General features: G+C 59.2%; 15 protein-coding genes. 7 read left to right on the forward strand and 8 right to left on the reverse strand.

Going from position 1 to position 18,573, the window contains the following annotated elements; all coding sequences use genetic code 11:
- Positions 1–90: 90 nt before the first annotated feature.
- Positions 91–900 carry an oxygenase MpaB family protein gene (locus CQ019_RS10455; RefSeq protein WP_105552930.1) on the forward strand — a complete coding sequence of 270 codons (810 nt, stop codon included), beginning with the start codon at positions 91–93 and terminating at the stop codon, positions 898–900.
- Here the strand turns inward: CQ019_RS10455 and CQ019_RS10460 are convergent.
- Complete coding sequence (locus tag CQ019_RS10460; RefSeq protein ID WP_096283087.1) at positions 897–1,394, reverse strand: DUF6328 family protein; 498 nt, start codon at positions 1,392–1,394, stop codon at positions 897–899. The two genes, CQ019_RS10455 and CQ019_RS10460, sit on opposite strands and share 4 nt — an antisense overlap.
- Before the next feature lie 165 nt (positions 1,395–1,559).
- Here CQ019_RS10460 and CQ019_RS10465 point away from each other — a divergent pair, with 165 nt between their 5' ends.
- On the forward strand, positions 1,560–1,928 hold the full coding sequence (locus CQ019_RS10465; protein WP_105552931.1) for a hypothetical protein: 369 nt from the start codon (positions 1,560–1,562) through the stop codon (positions 1,926–1,928).
- Between the two features lie 100 nt (positions 1,929–2,028).
- Entirely contained in the window at positions 2,029–4,494 is a 2,466-nt protein-coding gene (locus CQ019_RS10470) for an excinuclease ABC subunit UvrA (RefSeq protein WP_105569640.1), read from the forward strand.
- Here the strand turns inward: CQ019_RS10470 and panD are convergent, their stop codons facing one another.
- The gene (panD, locus tag CQ019_RS10475; protein WP_096283085.1) at positions 4,495–4,917 is read right to left on the reverse strand and encodes an aspartate 1-decarboxylase; all 423 of its coding nucleotides are present in this window, start codon (positions 4,915–4,917) and stop codon (positions 4,495–4,497) included.
- 72 nt (positions 4,918–4,989) lie between these two features.
- Entirely contained in the window at positions 4,990–6,534 is a 1,545-nt protein-coding gene (gene hutH, locus CQ019_RS10480; protein WP_105552932.1) for a histidine ammonia-lyase, read from the reverse strand.
- A 388-nt stretch (positions 6,535–6,922) separates the two neighbouring features.
- Between hutH and CQ019_RS10485 the strand changes: the two genes are divergently transcribed.
- The 4 genes from CQ019_RS10485 to CQ019_RS18505 all read left to right on the forward strand — a co-directional run bounded on the left by CQ019_RS10485 (position 6,923) and on the right by CQ019_RS18505 (position 11,019).
- Positions 6,923–9,658, forward strand: a complete 2,736-nt coding sequence (locus CQ019_RS10485) for an aminotransferase class I/II-fold pyridoxal phosphate-dependent enzyme (RefSeq protein WP_258133512.1) — start codon at positions 6,923–6,925, stop codon at positions 9,656–9,658.
- 235 nt (positions 9,659–9,893) lie between these two features.
- Positions 9,894–10,403: a Dps family protein gene (locus CQ019_RS10490; protein WP_105552934.1), complete on the forward strand. Its 510-nt coding sequence runs from the start codon at positions 9,894–9,896 to the stop codon at positions 10,401–10,403.
- Positions 10,404–10,576: 173 nt separating this feature from the next.
- Complete coding sequence (locus CQ019_RS10495; RefSeq protein WP_105552935.1) at positions 10,577–10,846, forward strand: Rho termination factor; 270 nt, start codon at positions 10,577–10,579, stop codon at positions 10,844–10,846.
- Positions 10,847–10,866: 20 nt separating this feature from the next.
- On the forward strand, positions 10,867–11,019 hold the full coding sequence (locus tag CQ019_RS18505; protein WP_181148400.1) for a hypothetical protein: 153 nt from the start codon (positions 10,867–10,869) through the stop codon (positions 11,017–11,019).
- A 1,469-nt stretch (positions 11,020–12,488) separates the two neighbouring features.
- Here the strand turns inward: CQ019_RS18505 and hutU are convergent.
- The 5 genes from hutU to cobA all read right to left on the reverse strand — a co-directional run bounded on the left by hutU (position 12,489) and on the right by cobA (position 18,414).
- Positions 12,489–14,159, reverse strand: a complete 1,671-nt coding sequence (gene hutU / locus CQ019_RS10505; protein WP_105552938.1) for a urocanate hydratase — start codon at positions 14,157–14,159, stop codon at positions 12,489–12,491.
- A gap of 101 nt (positions 14,160–14,260) precedes the next feature.
- Positions 14,261–15,049 (reverse strand): IclR family transcriptional regulator, encoded by a 789-nt coding sequence (locus CQ019_RS10510; protein WP_105552939.1) that lies wholly within the window; start codon positions 15,047–15,049, stop codon positions 14,261–14,263.
- A gap of 76 nt (positions 15,050–15,125) precedes the next feature.
- Entirely contained in the window at positions 15,126–16,040 is a 915-nt protein-coding gene (locus tag CQ019_RS10515; protein ID WP_105569641.1) for a carbohydrate kinase, read from the reverse strand.
- 242 nt (positions 16,041–16,282) lie between these two features.
- A complete protein-coding gene (locus CQ019_RS10520) occupies positions 16,283–17,404 on the reverse strand; it encodes a uroporphyrinogen-III synthase (RefSeq protein WP_105569642.1) in 1,122 nt (373 codons plus the stop codon).
- A complete protein-coding gene (cobA, locus tag CQ019_RS10525; RefSeq protein WP_105569643.1) occupies positions 17,401–18,414 on the reverse strand; it encodes a uroporphyrinogen-III C-methyltransferase in 1,014 nt (337 codons plus the stop codon). Before cobA ends, CQ019_RS10520 begins: the two co-directional genes overlap by 4 nt.
- Positions 18,415–18,573 lie beyond the last annotated feature (159 nt).

Raw genomic sequence — 18,573 nt, forward strand, 5'->3', positions numbered from 1 at the left:
CCAGATTCTGACAGGGCTTCCTCATGTTTGCCGGCTACGCGGGGGAAGCCCAGATAGTTGTTTCACAAGCTGGTCCCTAGAATTGGCCTCATGAGGCAACGCAAGATGGCAGGACGACACGGTGAGGTTTTTTCCCTTATTGCGCCCGAAGCCGGGCTCTTGCTCGGCGCCGGACGGGCGATCCTGCTGCAACTCGCCCACCCGCAGATTGGCTTGGCCATCGCCAAGCATTCTGATTTTGCTTCGAATCCGCTCGGCCGGTTGATCCATACCCTTGGCTATATTTACGCGCTGAGCAACGGGACCCCAGAACAGCAAAGAACCATCATCGACTACGTGAACACCGCGCATCAACCGGTACACGGTACGCGAAACCCCGATCGGGAAACTCCGGCCTACTCGGCGATGGACCCAAAATTGCAGATGTGGGTTGCCGCAACCCTCTATGACTCGGCACGGGTTATCGCCGCCGAAATCCTCCCCATGGCTGAATCCAGCGACAACGAGAACCTGTACCGGCAGTACGCCGCTCTGGGTGATGCTCTGCAAATGCCGGCTCACTTCTGGCCGGACAGCCTTGGCGAATTTGATGAGTATTTCGACCGAACCCTCAACACGCTGAGCGTCACTCCACAGACTCGTCGCCTGGCCGATGAACTCTTTTTGGGTAGCAACGCCCCGTGGTGGATCCGCATTGGACTGCCCTTGATGCGCGATGTGACCATCGCCCAGCTTCCACCCACGGTGCGCGAACAATTCGGCTACGAGCTTTCCGCGAAGGCCGCCAAACGCAACGCGCGAGCCATCTCCTTCGTGCGGTTGGCCACGCGGATATTGCCCAAATTTATCAGGCACGCGCCAATGCGATGGATGCTACGTCATGTGGACCGGATGGGCTAGCCGCCGGTCTTTGCTTGGCCAACATCTTGGAGTCTGCCTGGAAACAGGATGCGTGGCAAGGCAAGCAGCAAGAACAACGTCACCAGGATCAACGAGCCACCGATCCAAGCACCGGTTTCCCAGCCGAAGAATACCTGCAACACGAACCAGACGCAGCCAGAGACAAGCAATCCCACCCCGATACCCACGATTTTTAGCACGATATGGCCAAGGTTTACCGTTTTTTCCTTCAGCCGCTGGCCAAAGAAAAAGCGGTGAACGGCCACGGGGGTAATCAGTAGCAGGATCAGCAGGGTCGCAGCGACCAGCAAGACGACGTAAACAATTTCATCCTTGTGGGTGAGCACTTCAAATCTCGCCTGGAAAGGCAGGACCACCAAAAAAGCTGCCAGAATCTGCAGACCTGTCTGCATCACGCGCATTTCCTGGAGCAATTCGTTCCATTGGCGATGCGGGGCACCATCGCTGGTATCTGGATGGGAACGCTTATTCATCACAGCTCTCCTCGATCAGAAGGCGACCGCCAGCGGAACAGGTTCGCCAGCTGAGGCTACGCCAATTTTCTTGAAACTAGACAAGACGTCGGGTTGCAGACTTTCCAAACTGTCGGCCTTCATGGGTAATTTGAGTATCCCAGTAGGAAAACTATAAGGGAGGTCATGATGAAACTCGAGAACGAAGCACGCATTCAGCCAGATATCTGGACCATGCCTGACAAAGGACTCTCGTGGTGCGACTGCGGCGCGGCGCATGAACTCAGCGCCGACATTGTGTACGGATTCGCCGAAGTGCTCAGGCTGGATACACGTGGGGCGATGACGCACCCCCAGCTGGTTGAACTCACCATGGAGGTATGGAACTTTGAAGCGGTTTGTCGTTTCTTCCACCTCGCCTTGAACGAAGCGACACAATTTATCCACGGCACCGTAGCTGAGGAATATCCGTTCGCCGAAGGGATCGATATCGTCGGATACTTCTCGAAAACCTGGCAAGGCTGCCCGGCGGCAGAGTGCCGTGGCGATGACTAGCCAGAGCGACCGGACAGGTTCGGGTAACTAGCGTTCACAAGAGCCAATCGCACGGCGTGGAAATTGGGCGGTGAGGCTCGCGGCGCATACTGTGGGGAAGATGAAGAGTATTGCACCGAGCCAGGCGGCGGCAAACCATGACGGATACATCCATGTGCGCGGCGCAAACGAGAATAACTTGGATAACGTGGAAGTGCGGATACCGCGCGACGCGATTGTGGCTTTCACCGGGGTCTCCGGCTCAGGAAAGTCTTCCTTGGCCTTTGGCACAATTTTCGCCGAATCCCAGCGGCGCTTCCTCGAATCTGTAGCGCCCTATGCGCGCCGATTGATCGCCCAAGGCCATGCCCCGAAGGTTGAATTCATCTCTGGTCTGCCGCCGGCGGTCGCCTTGCAGCAGCGTCGGGGGACCGCCAGCTCCCGGTCCAGCGTCGGGACGCTGACCACGTTGTCCAACTCGGTGCGGATGCTCTACTCACGTGCCGGGGATTACCCGCAAGGAGCGGCCCGGCTCGATTCGGATGCCTTCTCCACGAATACCGCTGTCGGCGCATGCCAACAATGCCATGGAGTGGGCACGGTGCACTCGGTCAGCGAGCAGTCGCTGGTTCCCGAACCATCGCTGAGCATCCGGGACGGCGCGATTGCCGCCTGGCCGGGAGCCTGGCAGGGTAAAAACCTGCGCGATATCACCACCCACCTCGGCCACGACATTGACGTTGCCTTCGGCAGCTTGCCGAAGGAAACGCGTGACTGGCTGCTCTTCACCGAGGAGCAACCGGTGGTCGAGGTGACCCCCGAAAGAGATCGTGTAGCAAAACCATATAAGGGACGGTTCTGGAGCGCCGAACGCTATGTGCGCCATACCGTGGCGACCTCCAAGAGCGAGAATTTACGCGCCAAGGCGTTGGCCTTCATGCATTCGCAACCCTGCGCCGAGTGCTCCGGGACGGGGTTCCGCCGCGACTCGCTTCGGGTGAAGTTCGCCGAGCTGGACATTGCCGAATTCAACGCGCGCTCGTTGCAATCCTTGGCTGAGCTCTTGCGCCCCTTCGCGACCGTGACCGGTGGCGAGGCCCAAGCCGATGTGGTGAGCATGATCAGCACCGACCTGCTCGCCAGAATCGAAGTGCTCCTAGAACTCGGGCTGGGGTACCTGAGCCTAGACCGCAGTACTCCAACCCTTTCACCGGGGGAGATGCAGCGGCTACGCATTGCCACGCAGCTGCGTGCCGGATTATTTGGCGTCATCTATGTGCTGGACGAACCCTCGGCGGGGCTGCATCCGGCCGATGTGCAACCGCTGATCGAGGTGCTTTCCGCCTTGAAGGACGAGGGTAATTCGGTGTTCGTGGTGGAACACAATATGGATGTAGTCACCCGCGCCGAGTGGATCGTTGATGTGGGACCCGGGGCGGGCAGCGGTGGTGGCCAGGTGCTTTATAGCGGGGAGGTCGCCGGTCTGGCTCAGGTCGAAAAGTCGGTGACTCGCCGGTTCTTGGACGCTTCTCCGGCACCGGCGCGCAACCTGCGCAACGCCACCGACTGGCTGGAACTGCGCGGGGTGAACCTGCACAACCTGGTGGATGTCGACGCGAAATTCCCCTTGGGTGTTTTCTGCGCGGTGACCGGTGTATCAGGTTCGGGAAAATCCAGTCTGGTCTCCGGGGCGCTGGCCCAAGGCGCGGGCGGTTCGACCGTACCAGCCCAAGATGAACCCGAAGATGCACCGGTGCAGGCTGTCATCAAGGAAGTGACCGGGGCGGGTCAGATCAATCGGGTGGTGCTGATGGATCAGAAACCCATCGGACGTACCCCGCGTTCCAACGTGGCCACGTATACCGGCCTGTTCGACGCGGTCCGCAAGACCTTCGCCGACCAGCCACTGGCGCGTGAACGCAGTTACGGGGCAGGCCGGTTTTCCTTCAACGTCGCCGGCGGCCGCTGCGAGAACTGTCTGGGCGAGGGCTTCTTGGAGATCGAGTTGCTCTTCCTTCCCGGCACCTATGGACCATGTCCGCAGTGCCAGGGAACCCGGTACAACGAACAGACCTTGGAGGTCGAATACCAAGGGAAGAACATTGCGCAGGTGTTGGAGCTGAGCGTTGCTCAGGCAGAGGAATTCCTGGCCGGAATTCCGGCCGCGGCCCGTGCGCTGGCGACTTTGCGGGAGGTCGGGTTGGGCTACCTGTCATTGGGACAGCCGGCCACCGAAATGTCTGGTGGTGAGGCCCAGCGGATCAAGCTGGCCACCGAACTGCAACGCCAGCGCCGTGGTCATACCCTGTATCTGCTGGACGAGCCGACCACCGGGTTGCACCCTGCCGACGTGCAGCTGTTGGTGGCGCAACTGCACCAGCTGGTGGACCAAGGACATACCGTGATCGTGGTGGAACACCATATGGATGTCGTCGCAGCCAGCGATTGGGTGATCGATTTGGGGCCAGCCGGAGGGGACGGAGGCGGACGAATTATCGCCGCGGGAACACCGCACCAGGTGGCGCAGAACCAGGCCAGCCGGACCGCGCAATTCCTCGCACTTCGGCTGGCCGGAGACGACAGCTAACTAGTTGCCGCGAAGCTGCGCGTACGGCGGACTCTGCACGCCATCGGCAATTGCTTCGGCTGGGTCATCACCGAGATGAATCATCTTGTTTTGACCATCCACGTGGACCACGCTTGGCACGTAGGCGCGGGCCTCGGCGTCCTGCATCTGCGCGTAGCTGATGATGATCACCAGGTCTCCCGGATGAACTAGGTGGGCGGCGGCACCGTTGATGCCGATCACGCCGCTGCCTGGCTCGCCGGCAATGGTGTAGGTTTCCAGACGTGCCCCATTGGTGACATCCACGATGCTGACTAGTTCGCCCGGCAGGATATCCGAGGCCGCAAGCAGTTCGGAATCGATGGTGATCGAGCCGACGTAGTGCAGGTCGGCCTGGGTGACGGTCGCCCGATGGATTTTGGACTTAAACATGGTGCGTTGCATGGAACGAGTTCCCAATCTAAAAGAAGGTTTGCCGTGCCAGTTTACTACCCGGCACGGCAAACTTCCTGTGGGCTATCGTCCCTGTGCGCGATGCAAGGCCTCAAGTACCGTTCCGTCGGCTACCAATCCGTAGGCCGCTTCGAGCTCTGCGGAGAGGAACCGATCCTCGCCGGGGCCGGCAACTTTGGTGCGCAAAACGTCGTGCACGGCTCCGGTGACCGGTGCCGGGGTCAGCGGCTGGCGCAGGTCCAAGGCCCGCGCGGCAACCACTAATTCGATGCTCAGCACTCGGCGCAGATTGTCTACCGCGGTGCGCAGCTTGCGGGCCGCGTGCCAACCCAAAGACACGTGGTCTTCCTGCATGGCAGAAGACGGAATCGAATCAACGCTCGCTGGCACAGCCAATCGCTTATTCTCCGCAACCAGTCCGGCCTGCGTGTACTGTGCGATCATCATGCCCGAATCAACTCCGGGATCATCGGCGAGGAATGCTGGCAAGTCCCGCGAACGTGCCGGATCAAGCATTCGGTCGGTGCGGCGTTCGGCGATGGACCCTAGATCGGCCACGGCGATTGCCAGGAAATCCAATACGTAGGCAACCGGGGCACCGTGGAAGTTTCCGTTGGAAGAAACCTCACCGGTTGACAGCACCACCGGATTGTCGATGGCGGCGGCCAATTCGCGGGTGGCGACCATGCGGGCGTGGGTGATGGTGTCGCGAACGGCCCCGGTGACTTGCGGAGAGCAGCGCAACGAATAGGCGTCCTGCACCCGGCCATCGCCCTCGCGGTGCGAGGCGACCAGCTCGGAGCCGTCCAGCGCGGCGAACATGTTGGCGGCGCTCACTGCCTGGCCGGGGTGCGGCCGCAATGGTTCGTGGAGTTCGGGGCGGTACACCTGATCGGTGCCGAACTGGGCCTCGACGCTCATCGCAGCGCTGAGATCGGCAATGTCAGCCAAATCTTCCAGATCGGCCAATGCCATCAGCAACATGCCCAACATTCCGTCGGTGCCGTTGACCAGCGCAAGACCTTCCTTTTCTGCAAGCTCCAAAGGCGTAATGCCCGCTTCTGCAAGGAGTTCGGGAACCGGACGGATCACTCCATGCTTATCGGTGGCCTCACCTTCACCCATCAACACCAGCGCACAGTGCGACAGCGGTGCGAGATCACCGGAGCAACCCAGCGAACCGTATTCGCGCACCAGCGGTGTGATCCCGGCATTAAGCAGCGCCACCATGGTCTCTAGAACTATCGGGCGCACACCGGTGTGGCCGCTCGCCAGGGTTTTGGCGCGTAAGAACATCAAGGCACGAACCACTTCACGTTCCACCGGTGCACCCATGCCAGCAGCGTGCGAGCGAATCAGCGAGCGCTGCAGCTTGGCGCGGTCTTCCGGAGCGATGTGCCGGGTGGCCAATGCACCAAAGCCCGTGGAAATCCCGTATACCGGAGTTTCGGATGCAGCCAACGCATCGATATGTGCGCGAACCTCGGCCAATTTCTCGCTGACTTCAGCTGAAATATCAACGTGGATATCCTGACGAGCCACGCGCAATACATCCTGTGCGGTGGCGTTCGATAGGCGAAGCGTCACCGAAGGTTGGTTGGAATTCATTGAAGCTCTTCCGTTCGTTCGTGAAGTTGTCTCTGCCATCTATTCTTCGCCAGATACCTCACAGATTCTCGTACTCTGGTGCTCATCTGTCTGGTATCTCGGACATAGCGGCGAAGCGGATTCTAGATTTATAAATTTCAAAAATGTTCACCTCGTTGTCGCAAATCAATTCCCTAATTTCGCATATTTCATTCTGTGGCAGAAAGCGTGAGTGATAGTTACGAGAATTTCGCGAATTGACTTCATGAATACCAAAACTATGTTGAAGTTGACGTAAGCTCTGGAGACCAAAGCACAAAGACGTGACATGGCTTTGTTAACAAACCGGTTAACGATGCAACGAAGAACGAGCGAAGGACCGGCAACCGTGAGCGCAAGGTTGACCACAATGAAGAATCAAGTAACAGCAACACCAGAAAGCGCTTGGCGAAAGCGCAAGGATGCATGGGAGCACCTGGGATATGTACTTGGCGAGATCATTCGCGGTATCGACGACAAGGTCTCCGGCGAGCAGCATGAGCACGAGGCTACGCAACTACTGAGCCTCCTTTCTGCCATTGAACCCTACTGGGCCACGCCGGGCTTAGACTACTTCAACGAAGTTGAAACGTTGATGCACGAAGGCCACTTCCGTGATGCGCTGAGCAAGGTATATCTGGCGAATCAGTCCTTCCGGACGCAGACCCAATACATCGACGGCGAAAGCAACGACAGCGACGCGGAGGAAGCCGAGGCTGCTGCCCAAAGCAACGAGCTGGGCGGTGGTGAACCACGAGCAATCCATCGGAAGTTCGTCCCCAAGGTCGAAATTCTGTTGGTGGACAATGGTCCATCCGATGAGATTGAGCGATTCAAGATCGAGATGCTCGAACAGCGTCAGCGAACCGATTCATTCAACTACAGCTTCGTTGTCGTGCCCAGCGTCGAGGACGCGCTGGCCGCGATTGTCATCAACCCGACCATTCAGGCGGTTGTACTCACCGCCCGCTTCGAATTGGACACTCGGCGCCGGCTGAGCTCCACCCTAGGAAAGTACGTGTCACGGCATACAGCCGGACACTTTTCCACGGCAAGGCAAATCGACCGGATCTTGGATTTGGAAGAGATCATCGATCTGCTCCGCCCAGAGATCCCGGTCTACCTGATCGCCGGCGTTGCACTTGAATCTATCGCGCACGAGATTACCGGTCGCTTCAAGCGCATCTTCTCACGCAACGACGGCATGGATCTGCATCTGTCGATCATCGCCGAGGTGCTCGAACGCTACAACACTCCGTTCTTCCACGCGCTACAAAAGTACGCCAAACGCCCCGGCGGGGTATTCCACGCGATGCCGATTTCTCGCGGCGGGTCGGTGCAGAACTCGCCATGGGCACGAGACTTGGTGGACTTCTACGGGAAGAACCTGCTGTTGGCCGAAACCTCTGCCACTTCCGGAGGATTGGATTCCCTCTTGGATCCGCAGAGCTCCATCAAGGAAGCCCACGAGCTGGCGGCCCGCGCCTTCAACAGCCACCGCACCTACTTCGTCACCAACGGCACTTCCACCGCGAACAAGATCGTTCACCAGTCGATCCTTGCGCCCGGTGACATCGTGCTAGTTGACCGCAACTGCCATAAATCACACCATTACTCCCTGGTGCTCGCCGGTGCAAGCGTCAGCTACCTGGAGGCCTACCCGCTGAACGAGCACTCCATGTATGGTGCCGTATCGCTGGAAGAAATCAAGGGACGGCTGTTGCAGTTGCGCCGCGAAGGCCTGCTGCACAAGGTCAAAATGCTCACATTGACCAACTGCACCTTCGACGGGATTATTTACGATCCGCGTCGCGTGATGGAAGAGTGTTTGGCCATCAAGCCAGATCTGGTCTTCCTATGGGATGAAGCGTGGTTCGCTTTCGCCGGATTCCATCCTGTCTACCGTCAACGCACCGGTATGTCTGCGGCCCAACGCATGCAAACGGCGTTTGAGACATCTGAATATCGTGAGCGTTTTGCCGCGCAGCGTACCGAACTGCCCGAACCAGGAACGCTGGATGACCCGGCAAACGATGATGCCTGGCTGAAGACGCGACTGCTCGCCGATCCTGCCAAGACCCGCCTGCGCGTGTATTCGACACAGTCCACGCATAAGACGCTGACCTCACTGCGCCAAGGGTCAATGATTCACATTCACGATCAAGATTTCGCAGAACGTAACCGCAATACGTTCCGCGAGGCCTATATGACGCACACCTCGACCTCGCCGAACTATCAGATCCTCGCCTCGCTTGATATCGGGCGGCGCCAGGCTGAGTTGGAGGGCTATGCGTTGGTGCAGCGCCAGGTTGACTTGGCTCAATCGATCGTCCGGGCGATGTCACGCAATAAGCTGCTCAGCAAGTACTTCCAGGTACTCGATACGAGGGACCTGATCCCGCACCAATACCGTTGCAGCGACACCGGCAACCCAGTTCGTGACGGGTTGGAAGTTTGGGACAGGTCTTGGTCTGAAGATGAATTCGTCGTTGACCCATCAAGATTGACCCTGGACATCAGCCGCACAGGAGTGGATGGAGACACCTTCAAGCACACCTATCTGATGGACGGTCATGCAATTCAGGTCAACAAGACCAGCCGCACCTCGGTCCTGTTGATGACCAACATCGGCACTAACCGTTCGGCGGTGGCCCACCTGATTGAGGTGCTGGTCAAGATCGCCGAAGAGCTGGAGCATAAACGCCGATTGGATGGCCGGGCGCTAGCGGACGGGAAAAAGGTTCCGCCGACGCAGATCCCAATGCCAGATTTCAGCTATTTCGCCGAGGAGTTCAGCGGCGGCGGTGGCAGCGGCGATATGCGTTCGGCCTACTATCTGACCTATAAGGATCCGGCTACGCACTTCATTTTCTCACCAGAGATTCGTCAAAAAATTCAAAGTGGCGAACAGGTAGTCTCGGCGGCGTTCGTTACTCCATATCCTCCAGGATTCCCGGTATTAGTTCCGGGGCAGGTCGTGTCGACGGAGATCCTCGATTACATGGATGTGCTCGATACCCGAGAAATCCACGGATACCACCGTGACTACGGGTACCAGGTCTTTACCCGTGAAGCATTGGCCGAGGTGGCAGCGAAGAAGTCTTGATTCTTCGTATGGGCAGGAATCTCAGCTGAGATTCCTGCCCAAACGTTTAGCCCATCGCCGTACATGCAGCTCTTCGAAGCTGGCACTGACAACTGTGAAATTAGTCAGAGGGACGTGTGAGTAATTGGTCTGAGCTGGCTTCATTGACGCGTTGCGGGTAGCGTCCGTAATGAGGGCTCGGCCCCGATGGCTGAGTCAGATGCACGGTAACTTCACTGTAAAAGGAGAAGGATCTATGACAAAAACCAAGAACACACCGGCAAGCAAAACCTCGAAGGAGAACGCTGAAGGTGGTTTCGTTGCCACCGCTGCCCTCGGAGATGCCTTGCAGTCCGTGTTGGTGCAACTGCTGGACTTGCAGCTTGTTGGCAAGCAGATCCATTGGAATGTTATCGGCCCGAACTTCCGCGACCTGCACCAGAACCTCGATGAGATCGTGGATATCGCTCGCCGCGGCTCGGATGAAATTGCAGAGCGTATGCGCGCTATGCACATCACTCCGGATGGCCTGGCCGGCACCATAGGTAAATACAGCGAACTCGAGCAACCAAACAACGGAGAGATTCTGACGACCAAGGCCGTGGATATGGTGGTCAAAGCCCTGCAGAACACCGTCGGAGTCATCCGAGACGTACATGACGCAGTCGATGAGGAAGACCCGACCAGCGCTGACATCCTGCACGGGTACATTGCTGGCCTTGAACAACAGGCGTGGTTCATTAGCGCCGAAAATCGCACACCATAGCATCACTGATTTAGGGGGAGCCGAGGCAATTGTTGCGTCGGCTCCCTCGCGGTTTTCGGGTGCCGATCGGAAACTCGAAATACCCCTAGAATCTGCAGCGCGAAGAGCCTACCGTTGAAGATAGACGGGGTGTTCTCGCAACGTCTACACGTCAATTGAGAGGCGATTCATCTATGGCTATGGACAACGGTTCAAACCCAATTAAGGACGAAGAACTCTACGAGAAATTGCGGGAAGAAGGGAACTCCAAGCAAAAGTCTGCGCGCATTGCCAATGCCGCCGCCCGGGACGGCCGATCGACCGTCGGGGAACGCGGAGGCGAGTCTGGCAATTACGAGGACTGGACGGTCGAAGAGCTCAAACGCCGGTCGAAAGAGATCGGTCTGACGGACTACTCCGACAAACGAAAGGCCGATTTGATCCAGGCCCTTCGAAACTCCTAGTGAACTAAGGACGTCGCGTCATGAGTAACGACGGCATCATCGAAGACCAGTCCGAGCCGATTGAAGGAGAGGAACTCAAGGAGCAGTATGTTGCCCGTCGAGGTCCGATTCACCACCCGTCGGTCGAGGAGCTAGAGAAAGACGCCAACGACGATAGATTCGACGCCGGTTAATTCAGCTCCGGTAGCTGATGGATCTGTGTGAACCCTCGTTGGAACGTCTTTTCGGGAGTATCGTAGTAAGTAGTGGCCGTGTTCGGATGGCATGGCTGCTTGACCATTTAATGGTCGAAAACTCACCCGGAAGGGACCAAAATATGGGAGTTCAAAACAACGACGGTGACTAGGTCATCGACGTAATTCGCGAGTCTCATCGTGAATTAACGATATTCACGTCGAGGCCTTTTCGCTTCGCAGGCGGAGCCATTCTTGCTGCACCGCCAACCCAATGGAAGATAGCCGATTCTATGCCGGGAATACCGGTAAGAACAGGAGAGACGCCATGTCGACAATTCACGGAGCGTCCAGACCGCACAGTAAACATTTGGGTTTGGGACTAGCCGCGGGCGGTGCCCTGCTTGCAGCCATGTTCTTAGCCATCATATTTTGGGTTCCCATGGGACTCATTCCCAGCATGAATCCCATGTGGATCGTTGTCGCATGGGGCGCGATGCTCATGTGTTGGGGTGTTTTCCGGTTGATTGCCGGGCCCAGCAGCCTAGACCATCTTAACGGCGGTACCAGCGCAGGCTCTTAGCCTAGGAGCCGGTGTTTTCTGCCCAGAGCCGGAACACAAGCGCACAGCTTAGAAAAACGAAGCCACTGTGCCACTTCAAATCGAAGTGGCACAGTGGCTTCGTTAAACCGCAGGCAGGCAATCTGCGTGCCTTGCCACGCCGTAGTGGAAGTATCGGTTGCTTCTATTCCTACTACTGGGCGTTGCCCCTTGAGGCTTCACCAGCCGATGAGCGTTCAAACTAGTCGCAGATCATTGCGATTCTAGTTTCCGAATTGGTTGTGTTCACCATCTTCGCTGTCGAAATCATTGCCACGGTTGACTGATTCTGTTGAACCGAACTCATTTTCTTCGTTGGCGCCGCCGCTGTAGGATTCCTGGCCGGATTCTTGGTTGCTGTTGCTGCCGTAGGATTCCTGGCCGGATTCTTGGTTGCTGTTGCTGCCGTAGGATTCCTGGCCGGACTCTTGGCCGCTACCGCCGCCGTAGGATGACTGTCCACCGTCGTTACCGAAATCATTGCCTTCGTTAGCACTGTTCTCGGAATAGGTCTGGCTTTCGTCGTTGCCACTGCTATTCTCATAGCCGCTTTGAGAGTCGGAGTGGCTGGTGCCCTCAGCATTGTTGTTGTCGAAGTTCCCGAACTGCTCACTTGAATCGTGCTCGGACGTGGAGTCCTCCTTGATCGTGGTTCCTGACGAGTCCCACGCTATGGCCCCACATTCGCAGTGCCCAAGGTATGTGCAAGTTCTAACCGTGAAATGCTATGTAACGGTCAGGTAACGCTCACCTTTGTTTCGAATTGCCTAACGGAACGGCAAATTTCCCATGAACAATAGAGAGCCACGAGAACTTTCAACATTAGCGCTGAAGATCCCCGTGGCTCTCGAAAACAAACTATATATTGCTATTTCTGGTTCATCGGTATGCGTACGCCGCGTTCGGCGGCAACCTCAATTGCGCGGTCATAGCCAGCATCAACATGGCGGATGACCCCCATCCCAGGGTCGTTGGTTAGTAGGGCCTCTAGCTTTGCGGCGGCCATTTCCGTGCCGTCGGCTAGGGACACCTGACCAGCGTGGATCGAGCGTCCCATGCCCACGCCACCGCCGTGATGAATCGAAACCCACGAAGCACCGGAGCTCGTCGCGGTCAGGGCATTGAGCAGCGGCCAATCGGCGACGGCATCCGTGCCGTCGGCCATGGCTTCGGTCTCCCGGTATGGGGAAGCCACCGAACCCGAGTCCAGATGATCGCGTCCAATGACGATTGGCGCAGAGACTTTCCCTTCGGCGACCAGCTGGTTGAATAGCAGGCCCGCCTTGTGGCGTTCCCCGTAGCCCAACCAGCAGATGCGTGCAGGCAGGCCTTCGAATTCGACACGGTCCGCCGCGGCATCCAGCCAACGGTGCAGGTGATCGTTTTCTGGAAACAGTTCCTTGAGCGCTTGGTCAGTTACGCGAATATCCTCTGGATCGCCGGAGAGCGCAACCCAACGGAATGGGCCTAGACCCTCGCAGAACAACGGACGGATGTAAGCCGGAACGAAGCCAGGGAATTCGAAAGCACGCTCGTACCCGCCCTTGCGTGCTTCATCGCGGATTGAGTTGCCGTAGTCGAAGACCTCGACGCCGAGGTCCTGGAACTCGACCATCGCCTGTACCTGCTTGGCCATCGATGCTTGGGCCTTGAAGGTGAAATCGGCGGCGTCTGCGGCCGCAGCGGGGGCCCACTGGTCCAGCGTGTATTCCACCGGCAGATAGCTCAGCGGGTCGTGGGCACTCGTCTGATCGGTGACGACGTCAATCGAGATCTCGCCTGCCTTCTGGCGGCGCAATAGCTCCGGGAAAACTTCCGCCGCGTTGCCGACGAAACCTACCGAGTGCCCACGGCCTTCGGCCTTAGCCGCTGCTACCTTGGCTAGAGCCTTATCGAGATCCAGCTCCACCTCATCCAGGTAACGCTTCGAAACGCGTCGGCGCAGACGCGACTCGTCCACATCCACAATCAGGCAGGCCCCATCGTTCAGGGTCACCGCCAATGGCTGGGCACCACCCATACCGCCGCAACCGCCGGTGAGGGTCAGCGTGTTGGCCAGCGTACCGTTGAATCGTTTCGCGCCGATTGCAGCAAAAGTTTCATAGGTTCCCTGCAAAATGCCTTGGGTGCCGATGTAGATCCACGAGCCGGCGGTCATCTGGCCATACATCATCAGGCCTTCGGCCTCTAGCTTGCGGAAGTGCTCCCAATTCGCCCAGTCGCCCACCAGATTCGAGTTGGCGATGAGCACTCTAGGTGCCCACTTGTTGGTGCGGAAGACGCCGACGGGCTTGCCCGACTGGACCAGCAAGGTCTCGTTTTCTTCGAGGTCCTTTAGCGTCTCGACAATTGCATCGAATGCTTCCCACGAGCGTGCTGCCTTGCCGGTTCCCCCATAGACGACGAGGTCTTCGGGGCGCTCGGCAACTTCTGGGTCGAGGTTATTCATCAGCATGCGCAGCGGGGCTTCGGTTGCCCAAGACTTGGCGTTTAGCTGGGTACCGCGCGGGGCGCGGACGACTCGTGGTTCATGATTCATGATGGGCTCCTTTGGCAGCAGCGGAAGTAACTTTCTACCTTCCATCATTGGCCAAAGTGGGCTAGGAGGGTACGCCCTAGCAGAGGGTGGTGTCCGGAATTTCAGACTGGGCGTACCGGAGCGAGGCGTCGCCCATGCACCCGGCTGGTCAGCTGCCCGGCGGTTTGCCTAATCTGTTCGAGCAACGGATCCCAACGTTCCTCGGGGACCCGATCACCGAGGAACGTCACCGCAACCGCGGCTACCGGCCAACCATTCGCATCCTGTATTTCCACGGCAAGGGAATGGAAGTCCGCCGTGACATCCCCGCGTTCTACGGCGAACCCGCGTTTTGTTGTCTGGTCCAGCTCGCGGCGTAGCTGCTGATAGGAATTGATCCCGCTATCTTGCGCGCGGTTGCTGAAACTTGATGTGCCCGGGTACAGCGCACGAACCTGCGACTTCGGCAGGGCAGCCAGAATCGCGCGGCCCGAGGCGGTCAAATGCGAAGGCAGGCGCACACCGACGTCGGTGACCAGCGAGGGGCGACCCTTGGCGCGTTCCTCTACGATATAGAGCACATCAGGCCCGTGGAGCACTGCCAGGTGGGCGCTTTCGCCTACCTTGTCCACGAGTTGCGCAATCAGCGGTGCTCCGAACCTAGCCAGAGGTTCCTGTCTGGTGTAGGCACTGGAGAGCTCGAAGGACGATACCCCCAAACCGTAGGCCTTCTCCTCGGGGTAATGGGCGATAAAACCTTGTTCGAGCATCACATTCAGCAGCTGGTACACACTGGATCTGGGCAGCTCCAGCAGCTTGGCGATCATTGCCGCCGGGGTCGGCGACTTCCGGCTTGCGAGTAATCGCAAGACACGGAGCGTATTTTCCGCTGCCGGAACCTTGCTGCCCATGAGTGACCCCTTAGTCGAAAACGCTTATCTGCTAGGGAACTCTAGCAAGTCTCTGAGCAAAGAAGCGTTTTCTTCCCTAGGAAATTTGGTCTTGAAAAGACTCGTTGAGCTGTTCAAGCCTTGGCGGGTTGGCCCCGGAAACCAGTACTGTCAGCTCCGAACAACGAGTCGCCTGAGTCAGCGCAGACTCCAATTCTTTCTGGTCCAGAGCTCCACCCTTCGTGGTGAGCGCCTGCGCCAACGAGCTATTGAGCAGCCCATGAAGCAAGCCAGACATGAAAGCGTCGCCTGCGCCGATTGAGTCCACGACCTTCACCGCACGGGAATGGACCAGTACCTCGGTGTTCTTCGTGCGGGCGGTGGCGCCGCGAGCCCCGAAGGTCATGATGGCAAGCTTGGCGCCGCGTTCCAGAATATGATCCAAGATTCGCTGGCAGTCCCAACCGGGGTAGAGCCACAAGGCATCGTCATCGCTGAGCTTGACCACATGGGACAGGCTCATCAGTTTTTCTACCTGCTTCAGCGCAGCGGCGCGCTTGGGAATCAGCTGCGGGCGCAGATTTGGGTCATAGCTGCGCAATTGCGTTGCCGGAGAGCCTTGGAATGCTTCCAATACTTTCTCGCATCCCGGTGCCAGCCATCCGGCGATAGAACCTGAATGCAGGAGTTGCGCCTCGGAACTTGGAACGCCGCTTGGAAGTTCCCAGGACAAATCGAATTCATAGCTCGCGTCGCCAACTCCGTCGACGGAAACTGTGGCGGTGTTCGTGGGCCGCTGCGCGACGCTGCCGGCCGCGAGCGCTACACCGGAATCTTCGAGGTGCGCGGCGATCAACTTGCCGTACGCATCTTCGCCTAGCTCTGTATGCAATGTGACCTGATGGCCCAAGCGTCCTAGACCCACCGCGACATTCATCGGGGAGCCACCTGGATGAGCCACGTCATCAACGATATCGGCTAGAGCTTCGCCAACCACCTGTATCTGTGCCATGACTCGATACTACGGAAATTCACTTAAATAGCCATTTCCGGGGCGTGGGTTCGGCGCTTATTGCGCGGAACCTCACAAATGCAATGCAGGACCGTGGGAAATCGGTGAGCTAATTCGCGCTGGGCAACCAGGAACCACCGCCGTCGTGAGTCGCCTTCGGCACCGTGGCCCTGAACCGGCGGGGCAGGAAGTCCCGGCCCGCTGAATCCTGAACGTTTCCGGGATTCAGCAGGCCGGCGGACTCAATAGCGCGCGGCCTCGACATTCAGCCGGTAGCCGCGCTTGATAACGGTGGTGATCAGGTCCGGGTGCGGGAGCGTGCGCCGCAGCCGGCTGAGCGTCATGTCCAGCGCGTGCTTCGAAGACACCGTGGGCAGCACAGCGCCGAGCTCGTCGCGCGAGACGACCGACCCTCCGGCCTCCAGCAGGCAGCGCAGGATCTCGGTCTGTGCCGGGGTGAGCTCGCAGCGCTCATCGTTCAGGCTCAATGTGCGTCCCCGAAGTTCGCATTCCCCGAAGACCGTCGGCGCGCTGAGCGTGCCCAGCGCGCCCAGATGCTCGACCAGTTGCAGAATCATCGCGCCCATGCGGTGGCGTTCGGGAACCAACGCGCCGTGCACACCGGAGGACTGCAGCGGGGCCGCCGTCACCGGGCCCACCGTTGCCACCGCCACTCGTTCGTTCAGCGAGCGAATCAGCGCCTGGTAGCGATTGCGCGTGCGGGCCGCGGCGAACAGCGCATGCACGCTCGGCGCGCTGGTGAAGGTGATCGCGTCGAAATGCGCGGCGCAGATTCCTTCGACCAGAAGCGAAAGGTGCTGGTCAGAGCTGGTGTCCAGCCAGCGGTACGGCTCGACCTTCAAAACCCGCGACGCGCCCAGATCCCGCAGCGACTGGGCGAGCCCATGGTCGCTGTCCGCATGCAACTGCACCGCCACGGTTTGCCCCGCGATCGAAGGCCCCAGCAGCGGAAGCAGCCCGGCGGTGGTGCCGTCCTGGGCGACACCGGCGGCGTGGAATCCCAGGGCGCGCACCGCACCGTGGGCCTTCGCACCGCGAACGTAGAGCTTCGCCGCCTTCATGGACTGGCACAACTGGTGGCCGAGACCAGCGGCCTCGGCCGAATCGAACCAGCGCCGCAGCCCATAGGCGGTGGAAATGATGGCCGCTTCCGGGCGCAACTCGATCAGCTTCCTGGTCTGCTCCACGAGCAGCGCCTCGTCGTCCAGCGGTGCGAGCTTCAGCAACGGTGCGTGCGTGACCTCGGCGCCGCGGCGCTCCAGCGCTTCGATGAGTTCGGCCGAACGCCGGTCGCTGGTCACCGCGATCCTGAAACCAGACAATGGCAGAGCCAGCGCGCTCATGCGATGGCCCCAAAATTTGCCATTTCCTCGGCCAGCAGCCGCTGCGGCAAGGCCGTCACCTCGCCGATGACGATCACCGCCGGATTCGCGCAACCGCGCGCCCGGGAGGTCGCCGTCAGGGTCGCCAGCGTTGCAAAGGTGGTGCGTTGGTCGCCGGTGGTCCCGGATTCGACGATTGCACAGGGCATGGTGGCTGCCATGCCCTGGCGCAGCAGGCCGGAAGCGGTGCTTTCCAGGGTTCCCATGCCCATCAGGATGATGATGGTGCCGCCCAGCCCGGTGAGCTGCTCCAGTTGCTGGCTTTCCAGCGGGTCGTGGCCCGAAATGACCGAGAATACCCGGTTCACACCGCGTGCCGTGACCGGAATGCCGGCGGCCGCGGGAACCGTGATGCAGGAACTGAGTCCGGGCACCACGCTGATGGCGATGCCTGCCTTGGAGGCCGCGGCCATCTCTTCGAATCCGCGGCCAAATACGAATGGGTCTCCGCCTTTGAGCCGAACCACATTTGAACCGGCCTTGGCGGCGGTCAGCATCTGCTCTTCGATCTGGGATTGGCTGACCTTGTGGTGCCCGGGCTGCTTGCCAACATCCACGATCACCGCCTGCGGGGCGAGCTTCCGCACGAGATCGCCGGGGCCCAACCGGTCAACGAAGACCATGTCGGCGTCGGCTAAGGCGCTGACCGCTCGCACGGTCAGCAGATCAAGTGCGCCGGGGCCACCACCGACCAGGGTGATTAGGCCGGAGCCGGCGGCCGGTTGGCGCGTCAAGACCGGCAGTCCCCGCCGCTGGGCCGCTTCGCGCAGCGGCTGGAAGCGCTGGGGCAAGGCATCGCAGATGACCAGCAGGTTCGCGGTTTCGAGCGCCACGAGTCCACCTTCCGGGGTATCCGCGGAAAGTACCTGCGCCCCCTGCGCGATGAAATGCTCCGCTGCCCCGCGTGCACCCCTCAGCCCGCCGGCGAGCAGCAGCGTGCAACCCTTGACCTCGAACGCTGTGCCGTTCATCGGATCGACTCCGCCGCGAGTTCGCAAGCCGTGTGGTCGGCGCCGAATAAGCCTGCTTGTCCAACAAAAACCTTTTTTCCGCTCGCCGCTTCGGTGATGCGGTGAGCGGGCAAGCAGTCGCCGGCAGTATGGGTCGTTTGATCATTTGAACGGTTTGAC

This window comes from Arthrobacter sp. MYb229, assembly GCF_002975405.1.
Lineage (GTDB): Bacteria > Actinomycetota > Actinomycetes > Actinomycetales > Micrococcaceae > Glutamicibacter.